Source organism: Coleofasciculus sp., from assembly GCF_046539235.1.
Taxonomy (GTDB): domain Bacteria; phylum Cyanobacteriota; class Cyanobacteriia; order Cyanobacteriales; family Coleofasciculaceae; genus Coleofasciculus.
The window spans coordinates 1-18,702 of sequence record NZ_JBKHHI010000015.1; the positions used below are offsets into that span (position 1 = coordinate 1).

Annotated in this window: 13 protein-coding genes; 5 read left to right on the forward strand and 8 right to left on the reverse strand. The window is 46.3% G+C overall.

The features are described from left to right. The 4 genes from ACLFWI_RS03065 to ACLFWI_RS03080 form a co-directional block, all read right to left on the reverse strand. Positions 1-172, reverse strand: a 172-nt coding sequence (locus tag ACLFWI_RS03065) for a response regulator (RefSeq protein ID WP_446411707.1), incomplete at its 3' end; no start/stop codon positions are given. Positions 173-371: 199 nt separating this feature from the next. Beyond that, positions 372-2,084 (reverse strand): EAL domain-containing response regulator, encoded by a 1,713-nt coding sequence (locus tag ACLFWI_RS03070; RefSeq protein WP_446411684.1) that lies wholly within the window; start codon positions 2,082-2,084, stop codon positions 372-374. Further along, positions 2,081-4,327, reverse strand: coding sequence for an ATP-binding protein (locus ACLFWI_RS03075; protein ID WP_446411685.1), 2,247 nt, complete (start codon positions 4,325-4,327; stop codon positions 2,081-2,083). The genes ACLFWI_RS03070 and ACLFWI_RS03075 overlap by 4 nt, the downstream gene beginning before the upstream one ends. A 253-nt stretch (positions 4,328-4,580) precedes the next feature. Then, positions 4,581-4,955, reverse strand: a complete 375-nt coding sequence (locus ACLFWI_RS03080) for a response regulator transcription factor (RefSeq protein WP_446411686.1) — start codon at positions 4,953-4,955, stop codon at positions 4,581-4,583. Positions 4,956-5,413: 458 nt separating this feature from the next. Between ACLFWI_RS03080 and ACLFWI_RS03085 the strand changes: the two genes are divergently transcribed. The 5 genes from ACLFWI_RS03085 to ACLFWI_RS03105 all read left to right on the forward strand — a co-directional run bounded on the left by ACLFWI_RS03085 (position 5,414) and on the right by ACLFWI_RS03105 (position 11,975). Next, positions 5,414-6,685 carry a general stress protein gene (locus ACLFWI_RS03085; protein ID WP_446411687.1) on the forward strand — a complete coding sequence of 424 codons (1,272 nt, stop codon included), beginning with the start codon at positions 5,414-5,416 and terminating at the stop codon, positions 6,683-6,685. 286 nt (positions 6,686-6,971) lie between these two features. Next, complete coding sequence (locus tag ACLFWI_RS03090; protein ID WP_446411688.1) at positions 6,972-8,489, forward strand: hypothetical protein; 1,518 nt, start codon at positions 6,972-6,974, stop codon at positions 8,487-8,489. 9 nt (positions 8,490-8,498) lie between these two features. Next, positions 8,499-9,062, forward strand: a complete 564-nt coding sequence (locus ACLFWI_RS03095) for a 5-formyltetrahydrofolate cyclo-ligase (protein ID WP_446411689.1) — start codon at positions 8,499-8,501, stop codon at positions 9,060-9,062. A 58-nt stretch (positions 9,063-9,120) separates the two neighbouring features. Beyond that, positions 9,121-9,960: a carbohydrate ABC transporter permease gene (locus ACLFWI_RS03100; protein WP_446411690.1), complete on the forward strand. Its 840-nt coding sequence runs from the start codon at positions 9,121-9,123 to the stop codon at positions 9,958-9,960. 443 nt (positions 9,961-10,403) lie between these two features. After that, the gene (locus ACLFWI_RS03105) at positions 10,404-11,975 is read left to right on the forward strand and encodes an NAD(P)H-quinone oxidoreductase subunit N (RefSeq protein ID WP_446411691.1); all 1,572 of its coding nucleotides are present in this window, start codon (positions 10,404-10,406) and stop codon (positions 11,973-11,975) included. An 81-nt stretch (positions 11,976-12,056) separates the two neighbouring features. On the opposite strand, the gene ACLFWI_RS03110 is transcribed toward ACLFWI_RS03105, so the two are convergent. The 4 genes from ACLFWI_RS03110 to ACLFWI_RS03125 all read right to left on the reverse strand — a co-directional run bounded on the left by ACLFWI_RS03110 (position 12,057) and on the right by ACLFWI_RS03125 (position 18,655). Continuing rightward, positions 12,057-12,455, reverse strand: coding sequence for an HNH endonuclease (locus ACLFWI_RS03110; protein WP_446411692.1), 399 nt, complete (start codon positions 12,453-12,455; stop codon positions 12,057-12,059). Between the two features lie 3 nt (positions 12,456-12,458). Continuing rightward, positions 12,459-12,737 carry a hypothetical protein gene (locus ACLFWI_RS03115; protein ID WP_446411693.1) on the reverse strand — a complete coding sequence of 93 codons (279 nt, stop codon included), beginning with the start codon at positions 12,735-12,737 and terminating at the stop codon, positions 12,459-12,461. Positions 12,738-12,986: 249 nt separating this feature from the next. Beyond that, positions 12,987-15,686, reverse strand: a complete 2,700-nt coding sequence (locus tag ACLFWI_RS03120) for a ShlB/FhaC/HecB family hemolysin secretion/activation protein (protein WP_446411694.1) — start codon at positions 15,684-15,686, stop codon at positions 12,987-12,989. Between the two features lie 314 nt (positions 15,687-16,000). Beyond that, complete coding sequence (locus ACLFWI_RS03125) at positions 16,001-18,655, reverse strand: family 10 glycosylhydrolase (RefSeq protein WP_446411695.1); 2,655 nt, start codon at positions 18,653-18,655, stop codon at positions 16,001-16,003. Between the last annotated feature and the right edge of the window lie 47 nt (positions 18,656-18,702).

Here is an 18,702-nt window from a genome sequence, read left to right on the forward strand (position 1 = left end):
AAATTAAATCCGGTTGATACTGCTGCACTAAATCCAATCCCGCACAACCATCGCCTGCGCCGCATACTTCAAATTCTTCGGCTTCCAGCAATTCCATGAGATTCTCCCGGACGGCTTCTTCGTCTTCGATAATTAAAATTTTTTTCATGGTTGTTATCAACAGTTCTGGCATAAATTAAAAGAGATTAACTATCAGGTAACTGAAGGGTTAAATCTGATATTTTGTACCTTTGTCGGTAAGTCCCGACACCCGCCAAGAACTCAAGTTCTTGGCTTATAGCTTAAGTCCATTTTAATGGACTCAGACTAGATATGCAGTCGTCTAAAGATGACTTTCGCTTTGAGACTTGGCTTTTAACCCAAGGCTTAATCTATTTTATCCCCACTAAAGCTTTTTCGCTGAATAATAAGGATTCAAAGGCTTTGGCGGGCAAAGGCTTACTAAACAGATAACCTTGCATTGCATGACAGTGATGCTGAACCACAAAGGAAAGTTCAGCTTCAGTTTCTACTCCTTCAGCCACTAATTTCAAATTCAGCGTATTTGCCATTTCAATAATTGCTTGGGTAATTGCCGCCTGACTCGGATTATCCTGAATATTGCGAATAAAGCAGCGGTCAATTTTCAAGGTATCAAAGGGAAACTGCTGTAAATAGCTTAAAGACGAATACCCTGTGCCAAAATCATCAATGGCAATCTCCACACCCAGCGCTTTTAACGCCTGTAAGCGGCGAATCGCTACATCGGTATTTTCCACCAGCATACTCTCCGTTAATTCTAATTCTAAATACTCCGGTCGCAATCCGGTTTCGGTAAAAATCTTGACTAACCGATGACGCAAGTCCAATTGTTGAAATTGACGCCCGGATAAATTGACGGCAATTCTTAAATTAGGATAACCCACCTTTTGCCAATGGCGAGTTTGCTGGCAAGCGGTTTTTAATACCCATTCCCCAATCGGCAGGATTAATCCCGTTTCTTCTGCTAGGGGAATAAACTTAATCGGAGAAACCAGTCCCCGTTCGGGATGTTCCCAGCGCAACAGGGCTTCCGCACCGATAATTTTACCTGTTTCTAAATCGAGTTGCGGTTGATAGTAAACCTGAAGTTCATCTCGTTCTAAGGCATAGCGTAAACTCGTTTTTAATGCCACCCGATCTGAAGTTCCCTTGCTTAAGGCAATCGAGTAAAACTGATGACAATTTCCCCCCTGCTGCTTTGCCTGAAACATGGCTTTATTTGCCTGATTTAGTAACTGTTCAATATCCCTACCATCACGGGGATAGAGTGCCATGCCAATACTAGCGGTGACAAAAATTTCTTGGTGATCAATGGCAAAGGTTTGGGAGAATTGTTCTAAGAGGGTTTGGGCAACGAAAACCGCATCTTTTTTATGGGGAGTTGTGGGTAGAATAAGTGCAAATTGACCGCTGCCTAATCGTGCTACATAATCCTCAGACGTGACCCCGTTAACTAAACGCTGGGCTACCGCTTGTAATAAGCGATCGCCTACACTATGTCCTAAGTCGTCATTAATTTGATTAAAGCGATCTAAACCGACACACATAATCGTCATTAATGGCTGATCATGATTCAATTTTATCTGTTTAAATTGCTCGCGTAAGGATAACTGATTGGGCAAATTGGTTAAGGAGTCATGATACATCAAATAATCGAGTTGATCCTTTGCTTGCTCAAGTTCGCTACGATACTGCTGCTGCTTTTTAAACCGAGTCGCGATCGCGCCGAGTAATTCTGCCCGGGTAAAGGGTTTAGTCAGGTAATCATCTGCCCCTAATTCCATCCCTTGACGAAAATCTGCTTTAGCCGCTTTAGCGGTTAAGAAAATAAAGGGTGTGGTGGCAAATGTTGTCTCCTGACGCAGTGTTTTTAACACAGTATATCCATCCAATCCCGGCATCATCACATCACAAATAATTAAATCTGGTTTTTCGACTTTGGCTAAATCGATACCATTATAACCATTTGTTGCACCAATTCCGGCTAATCCTTCGGCGTCCAATAATTCTAAAATATTTTCCCGGACGAGTTCTTCATCTTCAATGACTAGAATCTTTTTCATGACTTTACGATGGGTAAGGTAACGGTTACTGTAGTGCCAACCCCGATGGTACTATTGATGTAAATATCACCCTGATGAATATCCACACATTTTTTAACAATGGCAAGCCCTAATCCAGTTCCCGGAATCGTGCCAACGTTAGTTCCCCGATGGAATGCTTCAAATAATCGGTCTTGATCTTCTGAGGGAATACCAATGCCGCGATCGCGAATTTCTAGGGCAATTTGTTCGCAATTTCCATTGAGTTTAACCTGAATGGCTTGGTCTGGGGACGAATATTTAATCGCATTGCTTAATACATTCTCTAAAATTTGCTGAAGTAATTGCTTATCTAAATAGACTTCTTGGCTATCAAGGGTCGGTTCCCACTCATAACTGATCTTAATAATACCAGAGAGTTCGGGCTGATTAAATTGTAGGTCTTTCACTAATGTGGCACAAAATAATTCCAAATCAATAGGTTCTAGACTTAAGGCAAGTTTACCTGCATCTGCTTTTCCTAAAATCAATACATCATTTAATAATTTAGTCATATATTTAACCGAGCCTTGAATTCGATGCAAATGCATCTGTTGTTTCTCATCTGACCATTTATGCCGATAATGTTCCAGTAACTCGGCTGAAGAATGAATCGTAGTTAGAGGGGTGCGAAACTCATGGGAGGTTACCGTAATAAAGCGAGACTTTAAATCACTAAGTTCCTTTTCTTGCGCCAACGCATTGAGAATTTCTGCTTGAACTCGTTGGCGTTCGGTAATATCCTCGGCAATCCCAGCAATCCTTGTCGTAATTCCCGCCTCATTCACCACCGGAAACGCCCGTACCCCCATCCAACGTACCGAACCATCGGGGCGAACAATCCGATATTCTTCCTGGAAATTCTCTTCTCCTTGGAACTGTTTTCGTAACGCTTGGGTTACGCGATCGCGATCTTGAGGATGAATGGATTCTAACCAAGATGAAGGTTGCTCATATAAACTTTTAGTCGAACGTCCCCATACCTCCTGATACACTGGACTAATATAGATCATCTGGCTAAAATCAGGGGTAGTTAAAAAGAAGACTTCGCGAATATTTTCTGTCAGTTGACGTAACTGTTCTTCACTGGTACGGAGTTGTTCCTCCACCCGTTTTCTTTCGATAATTTCGGCTTGAAGAACATCGTTTACTTTCTTTAACGCCGCCGTGCGTTCTTCCACGCGCATTTCTAAAGCATCATTCACTTGTTCTAAGGTGAGTCGCATTTGCACCTGATCCGTGACATCTTGGACAATCACAGAAACTTCTTCAAAGCCACTAGCAACAATTCGCGCTTCAAAATTGCGGACTTTGCCATTCACCCAGAGTTGATATTCCACCCGTTGAATGGTTTTCGTTTCTAGCGCTTGTTCAATATGATCCCAAATTAATCCCGCCACTTGTGTGGGCAGAACTTGATGTAAATGTTTACCGATAATATCGGCGGCGGGAATAGGAAGCCTGTCGGTTTTTGTGCCATAGCAATCTAAATAAATCCCGGCACTGTTAATCCGAAATAAAGCATCAGGGATAAGTTCTAAAAGGGCATGGTTTCGGGATTCCGCCCGATTTAAAGCAGCGATAACCTGCTGGTGTTTTTGCTGTTGAATGTGGTACCCTTGTTCTCGTTGGATGTGATAGAATACCATCGCCCATTGAGACGCGATCGCACAGACACAATCAATTTCCGCTTGACTCCACTGGCGTTGCGCTTGCGTCGCCATCAGGCTAATCGCCCCAAAATAGGATTGACGATGATAAAGGGGTAGAATTAACAGGGGCAAACCGGAAACCCTCTGCCATGCTTGGATTGGCGCTGGGAGGAGTTCATCCGCGATCGGAAAAATCAGTGGTTTTCCCTGAATTAACCAAGTATAATATTTCCCGTAGAACTCACTAATTAACCGAGAGGATGAGTCATCTATAGTCCCCTTTCCTCGCAGTACGTTATACTTTTCTACTTGTCTGTTTGTCCCACTCACCTCCCCATCAAGAGTCGCCGTAATCGGTTCAAAGTCTGATACGATAAAAATCAGACAGGAATCAATTTGCAGAACTTGGCGCAATTGATCCGCCGTAGTTTGCAGCCCATCTTGGGGAACGCCCTTTCCTTGGGTTACTTGGGCAATCTGCTGCATAATTGCCACTTGTAGAGTTAAGAGATAATTCTCCATCATCCCCAGTCCATTAGCGTTGATTGATAGATGCTTGGATGAGATAGCCATAAGTCATGAATGGATGAAAAATGAAATAGTTGACATTGGCGAATCCTAGAATGGATGTTCTCTGGTTAATTTCCACCTCCAAATTATCGGATTGAATCACAATTGTCGGGGCGGGTTTAGCCACTAAAACGACTTGTCACCAATACATGAACAACAAAACCCGCCCCGGATGACCGATAAATGAACAACAAAACCTGCCCTTACCCCCTCACACACCACGCCCTCTTTCCCAAGTGAAGGAGCAAAATCAGCGCTATCGATGAATCACCCCAACATGAGTCGCGATCGCATCAAGCAATTCTGCCAAGGTAAATGGCTTAGTTAGATAGGCATTTGCGCCCAAATTCATCCCTTGCTTAATATCAGTTTTGGCGGCTTTAGCGGTGAGAAATAAGAACGGAATATTAACCGTCGTACCTTGAGAACGCAAAGCAGAAAGGACATCATAGCCATCCATTTCTGGCATCAGCACATCGCACAAAATTAAATCGGGATCATGCTGTTGTGCCAGATGCAAACCCTTCTGTCCATTTTCCGCGAGAATCGCATCAAACCCTTCTGCATCCAGCAGTTCCAGGATATTCTCGCGTACAGACTCCTCATCTTCAATCACTAAAATTTTAACCACTGTTGCTCTCCTTGGAATGCTTAACCTGTATTAACGTCTTTAAAAATATGGCTACAATCATGACAGCATTTATCTCCTCATCTATAACTCAATCACTTCCGGTGTCATCTTCTGAAAATGGAGCAGAAGACTGAGAGAACCCCAGAGTCAAACAGGGAGGGGAATTACTGTCCACTTTGATAAATTGTTGCATAGTGATTCTGATTAGTCCTCGTGGAAATTACGGGGTGTGAACCTGGGTTGAGGATTCCATCTCCGTAAATTCACCTTGAAGGGTTCTAAACTCTTGAGTAAAATTCTGAGTAAGGATAGAACAATTGCCATGTCACACAATTCTTTCTTCCTACAGATGGACAAGTGACTATATAGTGGTTATATCGCAGGATTGATGAATGTCTGCCAGAAAAATGTAGAAATAGAGGGATCAGGGTGAAAACCTATAGATGGAGGCGGATACTATGACGTTAGGTCAATATCAGCGAGGTGTGGGGGTCTTTCCGACGCGACAAGCCACCGAAGAGGCTCTCAAACATCTGAGAGATGCCAATTTTCCCATGAACCAAGTATCAGTCATTGCCCGGGATGAGGAGCAAATTGCTGGTGTTCAAGTGCAAGATGATACCGAAAATGAAGCCGGAGAAGGTGCGGCGGCTGGTGCAGTTGCGGGGGGAGTGACAGGAGGTATCGTCGGTTTAATTGGTACATTGGGTGCGATCGCGCTTCCTGGAGTTGGACCCATTTTAGTCGGCGGTGCAGCAGCTTCAGTAATTGGTAATACGCTTTTGGGTGGGGCGGTTGGTAGCGCGGCTGGCGGCTTATTTGGGGCGTTAATTGGCTGGGAAGTTCCTGAAGCCGAAGCTAAACTTTACCAAGATCGCTTAGAAAAAGGACATTATTTAATCCTAGTGGATGGCAGATCAGAGGAAATCAGCCGTGCGGCTTCTATCCTGAAACGTCAAGGAATTCAAGAGTGGAAAAGTTATACTCGTCCTGAGGTGAATACTCCCGCTCCAGGCTATATTTACCCAACGGCGGCTCCGGTAGGATCTCCTACACCCCTGGGCGCGGCCTACACAGGACCCTTTGGTGAACCTTTGGGTGCAACGCCGACGGGTGTAACTCCGGTTACTCCACCACCAACAGCACCAACACCTGTAACCCAAAATCAGCGAGCGATTGGTGTCTTTTCTTACCAGCAAAATTTAAAAAAGGCTCTGGATGGGTTAAAAGCGGCTGGATTTGACATGAACCTCGTTTCAGTAATTGCCAAAGACGCCGAACATCCCGATCAGGTGTCTGGGGTGAGAGTCACCGATCCAGTGAGTCATGAAAAAGCTAAAGATGCAGCAACAGGGACTGTAGCTGGGGGTGTCTTGGGCGGATTAACCGGATTACTGGTTGGGTTAGTCACCGTAGCGGTTCCTGGTCTGGGTCCGGTGGTATTTGTCGGAACCGAAGCCGCCGCGATCGCTTCTGCATTAGGCGGAGGAGCTATTGGTGCGGCGGCTGGTGGTTTGGTCGGTATACTCGCCAACTTAGGCGTTCCCGAAGAGCAAGCCAAAAAATATAGCAATCGCCTCTCTCATGGAGATTATCTGGTGTTGGTTCAGGGAACGGATGAGCAAATAAGCCAAGCCGAAACCATTCTGCGCGATCGGGGTATTCAGGAATGGGATATCTACAACAGTCCTAGCGCTCCCATGACCTATCCCGGTCGTGTCTTTCCATAGTTAACTTGAGGACTCCCCGCCCATAGCCTAGCTATGGACGAGGTATACAGCCGCCGCGAAAGAAGGATGAAACAATAAAGGATATGGGAACCCGCGCAGGCGGGTTTCGTTTGTGTAGCTGCGTCTACAACCGCCAAGCTAACCTAGTTTGACAGTTAACCCTATCACCCATAGGATTGATATTTCTAGTAAGCACTTTAACTGAATCCCTTCTGATCAGTCCCAGTTTGACGATAACTACTTATTATTTATAGTCAAACTTAGCGCTGATCTAGCCTTAAAAAATATGTCATCCATTCAAAGACTGACCCCAAGCAACAGTAAACGTAAAGTCCGTCGCGCCCTTTGGTTTGAACGTTTGATGGCGCTTTTGGCTTCGTTCAACTACTTCTTAGTCTTATTTGACTTGACCTACCTACCTCTACGAGATTTTTGGCTACATAAGGAAGTTCAGTTATTTAGTTTTGACATCGGTCCGGTTAGTTTTCCCGGTTTTTCCTTAGAGGTTCCCCTACCTCCGATTACACAGTGGTATGACCCAATTAAAGGTATTCAACCCTATCGAGACACCGAACAATATTTGGACAAGGTTAATGCATTGGAAGCGGAGATTGATGCAACTAACTTAAGAACTAAGCTGAGAAGTTTACAACCTCCTGAAGTTGCCCAAATTTTGGAAGATCTGCGCCAACGCAGCGTAGAAATGATTGAGACAAACCCTTTCCAGCTCGCTGATAAGACGGGGGATCTGGAAAAAATAAAAAATAAGATGCGAGAGCATATTCCCAATGAAGATGATTCTGCCAAAGAAGCATTTAGAGAATTTTGGAGCATAGAAAACTTAACGGCTAGAGATCCAGAGAATGAACTTGAATTTTTCAACGATGAGATTCGTCCTCTTATGGAAGCCAACTACTACCGCCCTATTGGAGAAACTGGGGATTTTGTCGATTATTTTGGACTCGTTGATTTCCCGTTTTTCCTGGTGTTTTTGACAGAATTTTTGGCACGTACCTGGTTAATTAGTAACCGTCGCCAGGGGGTCAGTTGGCTGGATGCCATGTTATGGCGTTGGTATGATATCTTTCTGCTGATTCCCCTGTGGCGCTGGCTGCGGATCATTCCGGTAACGATTCGGCTGGATCAGGCGAATTTAATCGATCTGAGTACGATCCAAAAACAAGCACGTCAAGGATTTGTTGCCGAAATCGCTGGCGACATGACCCAAGTCGTGGTGGTTCAGGTTATTAACGAACTCCAATATTCCATTCGCCAAGGGGAGATCGCGAATTTGCTTCAGCAACGGGAGGTTCGCCCCTATATCGATCTCAACCAAACCAACGAAATGGCAGCACTCACCAAAATTATGGTGGAGATTACTGTTGAGCAAGTTCTTCCCGCCATCCGTCCCGATGTGGAAGCGTTGCTGCACCATAACTTGGACAAGATTCTTAACCAGTCTCAAGCGTATCAGGGACTAGAGAGAGTACCGGGTGTAGAAACAATCCGCAATCAGCTAACCGAACGACTGGTACAACAAATCACCCAAGCGCTTTACAATGGGTTAGACGCCGCGATCGCAGATGATCCAGTCGGGGATCAGATTCTGCAACGGTTAATTAGTCATCTTGGCAAAGCTTATGGTTCCCAACTTCAGACCCAGAAAACCTTAGAGGAAATTCAATACTTGCTCAACGCTTTCTTAGAGGAAGTCAAAGTTAATTACGTTGAGCGTTTGTCCCAAGAGGACTTAGAGGACATTCTTGACCAAACCCGGGCAATTCAGCAAAAGCGACAGGTGTAGTTGATCAAGATGACCAAGAAAGAATTACGGCGGCGACTGCTGAAACAGCGACAAGCTATGACAAAGCAAGACTGGCGAGAAAAGAGCGATCGCGTCTGTACTCAGCTCCAGTCTTCACCCCTATTCACTCAAGCAAAAACTATCCTAGCTTATTTTAGTTTTCGCCAAGAACCCGATCTCCATCCCCTGTTTACCGATACCCACCACTGTTGGGGATTCCCTCGATGTGTCGGTAAATCTCTCCTCTGGCATAGCTGGAAGTGCGGAGAAGCCCTGCAAACGGGGGCTTATGGCATTTTTGAACCCCATGCCAATTCCCCCACATTAGAGCCGAATGACGTAGATTTAATCTTAGTGCCCGCAGTAGCGTGCGATCGCCGAGGCTATCGTTTAGGCTATGGGGGCGGATTTTATGATCGCCTGCTGAGTTCGGCGGAATGGATATCGAAGCCGACTATCGGAATTATCTTTGATTTTGCCTTCTTCCCTCAACTCCCGATTGATGGGTGGGATCAACCGTTAAATGGGGTTTGTACGGAAACAGGAATAACGATTTTTGGTAGGGTGCGTTAGCAAAGCGTAACCCACCGCCTTGAAGATTCATTGTTGTCCCCCTACAGCAAAAAATACGATGAGTAAAACGCCGGGAAAACAGATTTGGCAAAGGTTTTGGACGTATATACTCTTAAGTGCGATCGCGTTGGTGATGCTGTTTCCCCTCTTCTGGTTAATTAGCACATCGTTGAAGTCATCGACAGAGAATATCTTTGCGTTTCCACCTCAACTGTTCCCTAGTCAACCGACAATTGAGAACTATATCGAAGTCTGGAAAACAAATCCCTTTGGTCAATATCTCTGGAATAGTCTCGTTGTTGCCATTCTCACCGTTAGTTTCAATCTCCTCTTTTGTTCTCTGGCGGCTTATCCTCTAGCCCGACTCAATTTTCGCGGACGCGATATCATTTTCGCGATTATCGTTTCCACGATTATGATTCCCTTCCAAATCGTGATGATTCCTCTCTACATTTTGATGGTGCAGCTTGGCTTACGGAATAGTTATTTAGGTATTATTTTCCCCAGTTTAGCCTCAGCCTTTGGCATTTTCTTATTACGCCAAGCCTTTCAAGGGGTTCCTAAAGAACTCGAAGAAGCGGCTAAGATGGATGGCTGTTCAGAGTTAGGATTGTGGTGGCATGTGATGATTCCAGCCGTTCGTCCAGCGTTAGTCACGTTGGCTATCTTTGTGTTTATTGGCTCATGGAGTGACTTTCTGTGGCCCCTAATTGTTCTCGATAGACCCGAATATTATACCTTACCTTTAGGTGTGGCTAGGTTAGCCGGAACCTTTTCCCTAGATTGGCGTTTAATTGCCGCAGGCTCCGTTATTTCTATTGCCCCGGTTTTGCTATTTTTTGTCCTGATGCAGCGGTATATCGTACCTAATGATAGTGGGAGTGGGGTGAAAGGATAATTAGTCATTGTCCTTATACCCTAGCTGAGATCTTATCTCCTGAATTTTTACCCGAATAGGGTTTGTAGTAGAGTCGGCACCAAGTGTGCCATAAACTCTCGCATCGCTGCTACAAACGCTTGATTCACGAACTTACGCGCTAAGCTGTCATGGGTTTAAATTGGGTATTAGTAGCGAGCAAGATGCAAAGCCGGCAAAGCCTGCGGCATGGCTTCGCTAAACGCACTCCAAGGATGAGAGGCGGATTGCTGAAGCGACAGCATTCTAGAGGGCGCAAAAATTCCCAGCAAAAGGATTAACCGACATCTGATTCGGATTCCTTTGGCTGTGGTGTTCAATCTGGGTTGGGTAGAGACGTTGCATGCAACGTCTCTACAATCTGTGCCAATCACCGATATGATAAGAACGTCACTCTCTGGATATGACCCTAAGCATAGACCATAATGGATTTTGCTACTCTTGCTGCCCAACTTAACGCTGGGCTGATTCTGCCAGAGGGAATCGTCGTGATTACCCTGTTACTGGTTTTAGGAATTGATCTGATTGCAGGTAAACGTTCTGCTAACATCCTGCCTTACGTCGCCATCGGCGGACTACTGGTTTCCATAGTCGCCCTCTACTATCGATGGGATGTTGCCCAACCCCTAGCTTTCTTTGGCGGGTTTAATGGGGATACCATGAGTATCGCCTTTCGCGGCATCATCGCTTTATCGACGACGGTAACTATTTTGCTGTCGATTCGCTATGTGCAGCAGTCGGGTACCTCGTTAGCTGAGTTTATCGCCATTTTACTCACCGCTACCTTGGGGGCGATGTTCCTCAGTGGTGCGAATGAACTGGTTACCATCTTTATTTCCCTAGAAACGCTGAGTATTTCGTCGTACTTGTTGACGGGATACATGAAGCGTGATCCCCGTTCCAATGAAGCGGCGCTGAAATACCTGCTGATTGGCGCGTCGAGTTCTGGGGTTTTTCTCTATGGCGTGTCGTTGCTGTATGGTTTGTCTGGTGGCGAAACTAACTTAAATGGAATCGCGACAGGTATCGCTAGGTTAGAATCTACCCCATCCTTGGGTATTTTAATCGCTTTAGTGTTTGCGATCGCGGGAATTGCCTTTAAAATTTCGGCGGTTCCCTTCCACCAGTGGACCCCTGACGTATACGAAGGTTCCCCGACTCCGGTTGTCGCCTTCCTATCTGTCGGTTCTAAAGCCGCAGGCTTCGCCCTCGCCATTCGCTTACTGGTAACCGCGTTTCCCCTGGTTAGCGAACAATGGCACTTTGTCTTCACCGCCCTAGCTATCTTAAGTTTGGTGTTAGGGAATGTGGTAGCCCTTACCCAAACCAGCATGAAACGCCTGCTTGCCTATTCATCCATTGCCCAAGCTGGCTTTGTCATGATTGGTTTAATTGCGGGAACGGATGCAGGCTACGCTAGTATGATTTTCTATCTGCTGGTTTATTTGTTCATGAATCTGGGTGGTTTTGCTTGTGTGATTCTGTTTACCCTGCGAACCGGTACGGATCAAATCAGCGAATATGCGGGCTTGTATCAGAAAGATCCCCTGCTGACATTGGGATTAAGTATTTGTTTACTATCTTTAGGCGGAATTCCACCTTTAGCGGGATTCTTCGGTAAAATTTACCTGTTTTGGGCAGGTTGGCAAGCTGGATTGTATGGCTTAGTTTTGCTTGGTTTAATTACCAGTGTGGTTTCCATTTACTACTACATCCGCGTCCTCAAAATGATGGTGGTTAAAGAACCCCAAGAAATGTCCGACGCGGTGAAAAATTATCCGGAAATCCGTTGGAATTTACCCGGAATGCGTCCTTTACAGGTGGGTTTAGTCCTTTCTGTGATTGTCACTTCTCTGGCGGGAATTTTGTCTAATCCCCTATTTACCCTCGCCAATAATTCAGTGGCAAATACGTCCATGCTGCACTCTTCGGTGATCCAAGTTCAATCTCACACCCAACCGATTGCATCTGTTGACGCCAATTTATCGCGAGATTAATTCAGATCCCCGACTTCAGAAGTCGGGGATCTCGTGAAGGCGGCAAAACGAAAGACCCACGTATTGTAGACAATTATCCCTTTAAAAAGAAATACCGATAGCCATAAGGGTTCGACGAAGTTCTACACGTTCGGGAAGATTAATTGACAACACATCAACTGTAGTTCTACCAATTGCTGTGCAACCAACCAGATAAGAACCGTCCCAACGAAAATGTTTATCCCATTGCTCGCGACGAGGATGGAACAGACAAGTGACTTCACCAGTATCTGTATCAATACCTGCAATATTAGGACCTTTATAGGCATTACAGTTGTAGCACGATAGTGCAAGATTTGTTACCTCTGATGAACCATGATGTTTTAACGAGATAATGTGATCGATCTGAAATGGTAGAACATCGTATTCTTGAGGCATTCGACAGTATTCACAACGGCAATTGGCACGTTGTCTGACGAACTCACGCAGGCTGTTATCCATAGATCAATTGCTAGAAGGCTGTAGCGATTGTCGAGCTTTGGCATGGAGGAGATTCAAAAAATTACCAACTCGTAGATATTTTTCCATGTCCTGGCGTTCGGTTTCGCTAAGCAGCCCGCGATTGTTCTTCTCAGCCAGCTCATTCATGCGAGTGATGTCTTCAGTTTCAAACCGTAGATCAAGAATAAGACGAGAAAGCTCTTGAGGAAGATTACCAGCTTTGGGATGAACGATACGAGCAAAAATATCAGCTTCAGTAAGAGACTGTGGTATCTGTGGCATATTTTCCCAGTGTCCGAAGGCTTGAAAGTATAAGAATGTATAGTTATTATAACTAAGCTATGAGGTTGTTCTGCCTTTAAACCTTCCTTAAATATTTATGCTTAGTGTTTCCGCAGACCAGCCTGATCACCTATCATACTACATTTTGAACTGCGGAGTCTGGGTTCTAGGCGAGTACGAGAAGGTGAAAGCCTAGGTTCCAAGAGTCCAACCTACTTGCGTTAACATCCACCCTCTTGTGCCGCCAACTTAGAAATTGTAATTCACACTAAAATAAAAGCCATCATCCTGAGCATTTTCCCCGCGATCATCTAAATCAACCAAGGGCAACCCATAATCCAGCCGCAGGTTTAAATTAGGCAGAGGTTCCCACAATATCCCTAAACCCAACCCAGCAATAAAGGTCTGATCTAGTAATTCATTCGGATTTTCTTCCTGATTCCAAACATAACCGACATCGAAAAACGGCGCTAAAACAAAAGTCGCCACACCCGATTCATCCCGTTCTAAGGTAATCCGATCTTCTACAGAAAGGCGAAATCCATTGTCTCCCGCCCGGATATTTTGCCGATATCCTCGTACCGATTGACCGCCACCAATGACGAATTGTTGGGCGGGTAATAAACTATCAAAGGCTAACTGGAGATCCGCTTGAATAATTAAAAAGTTATCCGGATTGATAATTTGTACTCGCTGGATTTGAGCCAACCAACTGACGAACTGACCATCGGGGCAATCCCCCTCAGGGGGGCAATTAGCCTCACCAGGATCGGAATTTTCTGTAGCATCAAATAAGCCAGTGCCAAAACTAAATAGGGAACGAAATGCCCACGCCCCAGAGGTTTGACGCAGGGTATATTCTTGCCCAAACTTAAACACACTGGTGCGACTAACACCATCTTCATCGGGTCCAAACCCAAACCCTATTGGTTGTCCGGCAATAAATGTCTGACCATCTTGATGGGTAAACCCTAAGGATAAAGCCAATTCTCGACGCGGTGTGCGGATTAAGGGTTGGCGATAGTTAATTTCATACAGATCGGATTCACCTTGGATATCGGCCGACCTCAACTCTTCTTCAATCACTTCATTTTCATTAAACGATGCTCGCAGTTGCACCGTACCATCCATCGCATTGATTGGCGCACGATAATTAAAATCCCAGGTATAGGCACCACCCGCCGTTGTCCGGTTATATTGTGCCGAAATTTGATCCCCAATCCCGGTTAAATTGAGATAACGGGCATTTGAAGTTAAGCGTTCAGCACCCACACTGGGAGGGGAATAGTTATCAATACCGACACTTCCTTCAAAGGGATCAGCTTCAGTAATCCGCACCACCAGAATACTTTGTCCTAGTCCAGTTCCCGCCCTCAAAGAGGCTTCCACATTTTCAAATAACGGATTAACTCGTAACAAGCGCAATTGGTCTTCTAACTCGCCTGTATTTAGGGGTGTATCCGCCCCCAATCGAACACGCGATCGCACGTAACTGGGATTCAGCCGCCTTGTCCCTTCCACCTGGATCTCTTCCAGACTCCCTTCAATCACCCGAATTTCCACCACACCTGTATCCAGAGTTTCTTCAACCAGAACCGCCCTAGAGGTAATGTAGCCTTGTTCCAGATACAGTTGAGAAATCGCATCCGCCACACTTCTGAGTTCTTCCAGAGTGACGGTATTTCCTGCAACTGGTTCAATAATCGGATTAAATTCAGCCTCCCCAAAAATCGTACTCCCGGTGACATTAATCTCTTGGACTTGAATCTGCCTCTCTTCCGACGAGGTGTCATCATTTTGTTTGGTGTTCGCCGAAATCAAACGAATTCCATGGCTACTGGCAACGATTGGCGACTGATTCGGGTTCGGGGAGGATAAAGGTTGCTCAACGACGTTAATTCTAGGAGTGGAGTTAGGTTCCTCTACTTTAATGGATGAGTGTTGCGGGCGTTGCTGATGGTTAACGGTTTCGGGTTTAGCCAATTGCACCCGTTCAACTTGCCCGATTACAGACTGAATTGGGGAAACCCGCAGACTTGCGGCTTGCCGATTTTCCGGTTGGAGACGGGCAGGGTGAATCTGAGACGGTGCTAAACTTGCCGCCTGTCGATTTTCCGCTGTTAAGCGAGTGGGATGAATTTGAGTTCCCAGAACAATGCGATCATCTGTCCTTGATTCAGAATGAGGTGAAGAGTGACTTTCTAAATGACTCCTATCCAGAACCTGTATCCTGGTTTCCTCGACATCCCCAGGTTTTGACTCTACCTCTGGGGAATCGGGAGTGAGAGAATTATCCAAAAGACTAGACAATTGATGGTTGTCCCGATTACTGGGGACAGGCTTAATCACAGGTCTTTCGGGATGGCTATGGTAGGCAACATCTGCCATTTCACCCGGAAGATGAACCCCCTGGTGACGGAACGGAGAAACATTAACCGTTGGCAAGACGGTGGGATCAGGCTGGGTAGGATTGAGGATATCTCCGGGTACAACAATCGGATCAAAGAGAATCGCTTGCAGCCTATCTATATGATGTAAAACAATACTTGAGCGTTCTAAACGGGGAGACCTATGTAAACCAGAATCATGAAGCGTTGCGATCGGCAAACGGGCAGGTTGGAGCGGTTGGGGTTTGACCGCTTGGGGTTTGAGATTCGTGGGCTTTCGGGATGTTGATGTAGACGTTGTTGGTTTAACGTTCAACGACTGAGGCTTAGTCGCCGCAGACGGAGTCGGTTTCAGGCGTGAAGCGGGAGACTTGACCGATTTACCCTTCACCCTGCCCATCTTGGACGTTTCTAGACTCAGGACTTGGCGACCCATTACCCCCTTTGAGGTTGAGTCAGTGAACTTCGATGGTGTTTCACCAAAAGCAATGGTTGCTATACCAATTCCCGTCAGAACTGAAAGCAAACCCACAAAAACATTAAGCTGTAAATACCACTTCATCAAGGTAAAAACTCGACTTTAAACGAGCAAGTACTGCGTGAACCATCAACCTATTGTTGGGAGTATCCCCTAACCCCTTACCGTTATCTCAACTAATATGTCCTTTAAGCAAACGACTTCATCGGGAATCTTACCCAGATCTGATGTCGGGGAACAATCAAATCTGTGTCCCCAGTTGAGATTGATAGGGTAGACAACTATTCTGAATGCTAATTGTTGCTAGACCCATGGGGAACGCCTTAGCTGCCCAAAATAGTTTACCTTACACAAACTACCATGCTCTTAAGCCAAATGTCGGCAATTAGTTTCAGTTATTAACGTTTAATCGCATCTGACGAATTTTCCGGTAAAGTGGTTCGTTCACCATAGTTCAATAGCCGTTCAATTGTTGCCAGCCGATTATCCCACACCTGAACTTGATAAGGGTGGCGCATCCCTTGCTGCTGCATCCATTGGGGGAATTGAGATCGGAACGCGGCGAGGGCGGCTTGGGCGGTTTGAATAAGCTGTGGTGAGGGTTCCATAGCCAGTTGATTGAGCGCCTGATTTAGCTTTTCTGTTTGAGCCACCCATTCAGTAAAGGCGTCTTGATGAATGGCGAGTTGCTCATTCGTGACCAAAAAGTTCCATTCCTGTTGCAGTGCGGCAAATCGAGCCATGGCGACTTGGAATGGCTGACGGTAAGGAATGGGTGCGGTTGAGGTGGACTCCGGTTGACCTTGAGTCTGTTGGAAAATACGATGTAAATTCTCGTTAAGATTCTCAACCGCAAACACAGCATACCCGTTGGCAGGTAAATCCCGCAGCAGTTGGATTTGGTCAACTGCCACAACATCGGGTAAATTCAACAAACGAATCCCTGGAATCAGCAACGCTTGGTTGAGTGTCGATTCCGTGAGTAACGGTTGGGTGAGACTGTGCAACCCTTCTGTATCCAAAGCATAGGTCATCGGTACAACCAGATCAATATACCCCTGAACAGCCCATTCTTCCCAGTTTTGCTGCAACCTTTGCTGACGTTCCGCCGGGGGAAGCGCAAATACAGCAGCCGATAGAATCAAATCAGGACGTTGCGACAACAGACGCGCCGATACCGATGCGACAAAGCTGTCCACTTGGCGGATACGAAACTCTGTCCATTGTTGCCATAAGGTGAGATCGCGGGGATACACCTCAATCGGATCAACCCCTGTCCATTCCTTAAATTGCTGACGCGCCGCCACCCCATACCCATAAGTTTGATTCACTCTTGGATCTTGAAACGGATAACGAATGTAATCCAGTTGAATCCCATCTACGTCATAGCGGGTGGCAATTTCCTCCAGCAGCGCCATTAAATACTCCCGCACTTCCGGGTTCGCGGGATCAAAAAAAGCCTTTCTGGTATTCGGCGCAAACAAGCGTCCCTGCTGATCAAAAATCGCCCAATCTGGATGCGCCGCTAAAACCGGACCCGGATAATCCAACGGCTGATTTAATAGCGCATTGTGACGCTGATTCGCCGCCGCAAAAATCCACACCCAAGCATGTAACTCCATCCCCCGTTCATGCGCCAAGTCCACGGCGGCTTCTAGAGGGTCCCAGCCGCGCACCAGAGGGTTTTGTTCCGGAGCTACCTGACTCGGGAAAATCGGATAACTGGCGTTAACGGTTTCAAAGAAAACGGTATTAAATCCCGCCTTTGCCAGGTTATCGAAGAGGTTAACTAAATCCTGTTTACGCTTTGCCTTGACAATTGTCCCCCGATCCAACCAAATTGCCCGAATTTCCGGTTGGGCAAGTTGACGCTCCATCGGATAATTATCCCAGAGTAGCCGTCGGGCATTAATCCACTGTTGTCGCGCCGCCTTGTAGTCCTCTTGCTCAACCGCACCCAGAAAATTTTGTAAGCCAATTCTCGCTTGCGCCAACGCCGAAACCGTGGTTCGATTTGAATGGGAATGCTGTTGATTTCCATGTTCCGATTCCTTGGCACTCATCCCCGTTAAGGACTCAACACTCACCTGAGTGAGCAAGCCAACCTCACTATTATGAGCATTAGCCCTTAATAATGTACTTTCCACCCGACCGATTAAGTTTTCCAACTCCCGACTCATCGCCGTCACTTCATTGGCGGTAAGGGTTCCCCAATTGTTCGCTGGAGTTTGGGCGGGAAGCACTAAGCGATCGCCTTCCCTAGGAACAGGAGTCGGATTAGTTGCGCTGCGGTTATCTTGGCGTTTTGGCTCCGGTATGATTGCGGGTACAGAAGTCGCCGCACAATTTGGTGGGGATGAATTCGGCATCTTTCCAGGCGTCGGCGTAATATCATAATGACTCAGGGCGGCTTGCAGCCAAACTACATCCACCGCCGCAGGTGCTTCCCCATCCACTCCCCAGGGCCAGCCGAAAAAAATCGATTGCTCCGTCGTCACCACAGCCGGAGGACTTTCCGGTTGATTCCACACAGCCACTGTTTGAGCATCCAAACTGGCGGGAATCACCACACCCCCTTGCACCTCTCCCACTAATCCCGCATTGGGTATCCAGCTTGGGGAAGAAATCGATAATCGTTCCAATCGAGACGGCTGAGTCAAACCAAATCCCCAATAGGCACCCAAGAGCGATCGCAAACGATTCCGCACCTCAGGTTGAGATACAATACCCGCAGGACCACTGACAATCACCCGTCCCCCTTGACGCATCCAATCTTGCAGACTCGCCAGGTGTTCGGGTTCTAGACGTTCAATATTCGGTAAAAATAGGAGTTGGGTATTGCCTAGATCAGAACGTTGATTAACCTGGCTCAAGTCAACCACGCAGTAATCCACACCTGTTGACTGCAAGCGATCGGTAATAGCTGACCAATCGGCTTGATTATCCGGACTTTTTACCACCCCTAAGTTAACCGTTTGAGCTAACGCCCTGGGTAATCCTAGCCGGGTATTGATTGTGGTCGCGATCGCCATGCCAATCACCCATTTTTTCATAAGCTATCTTGGAAGGGATTTGGAAACCTTGAAGGGGTTTGGGAACC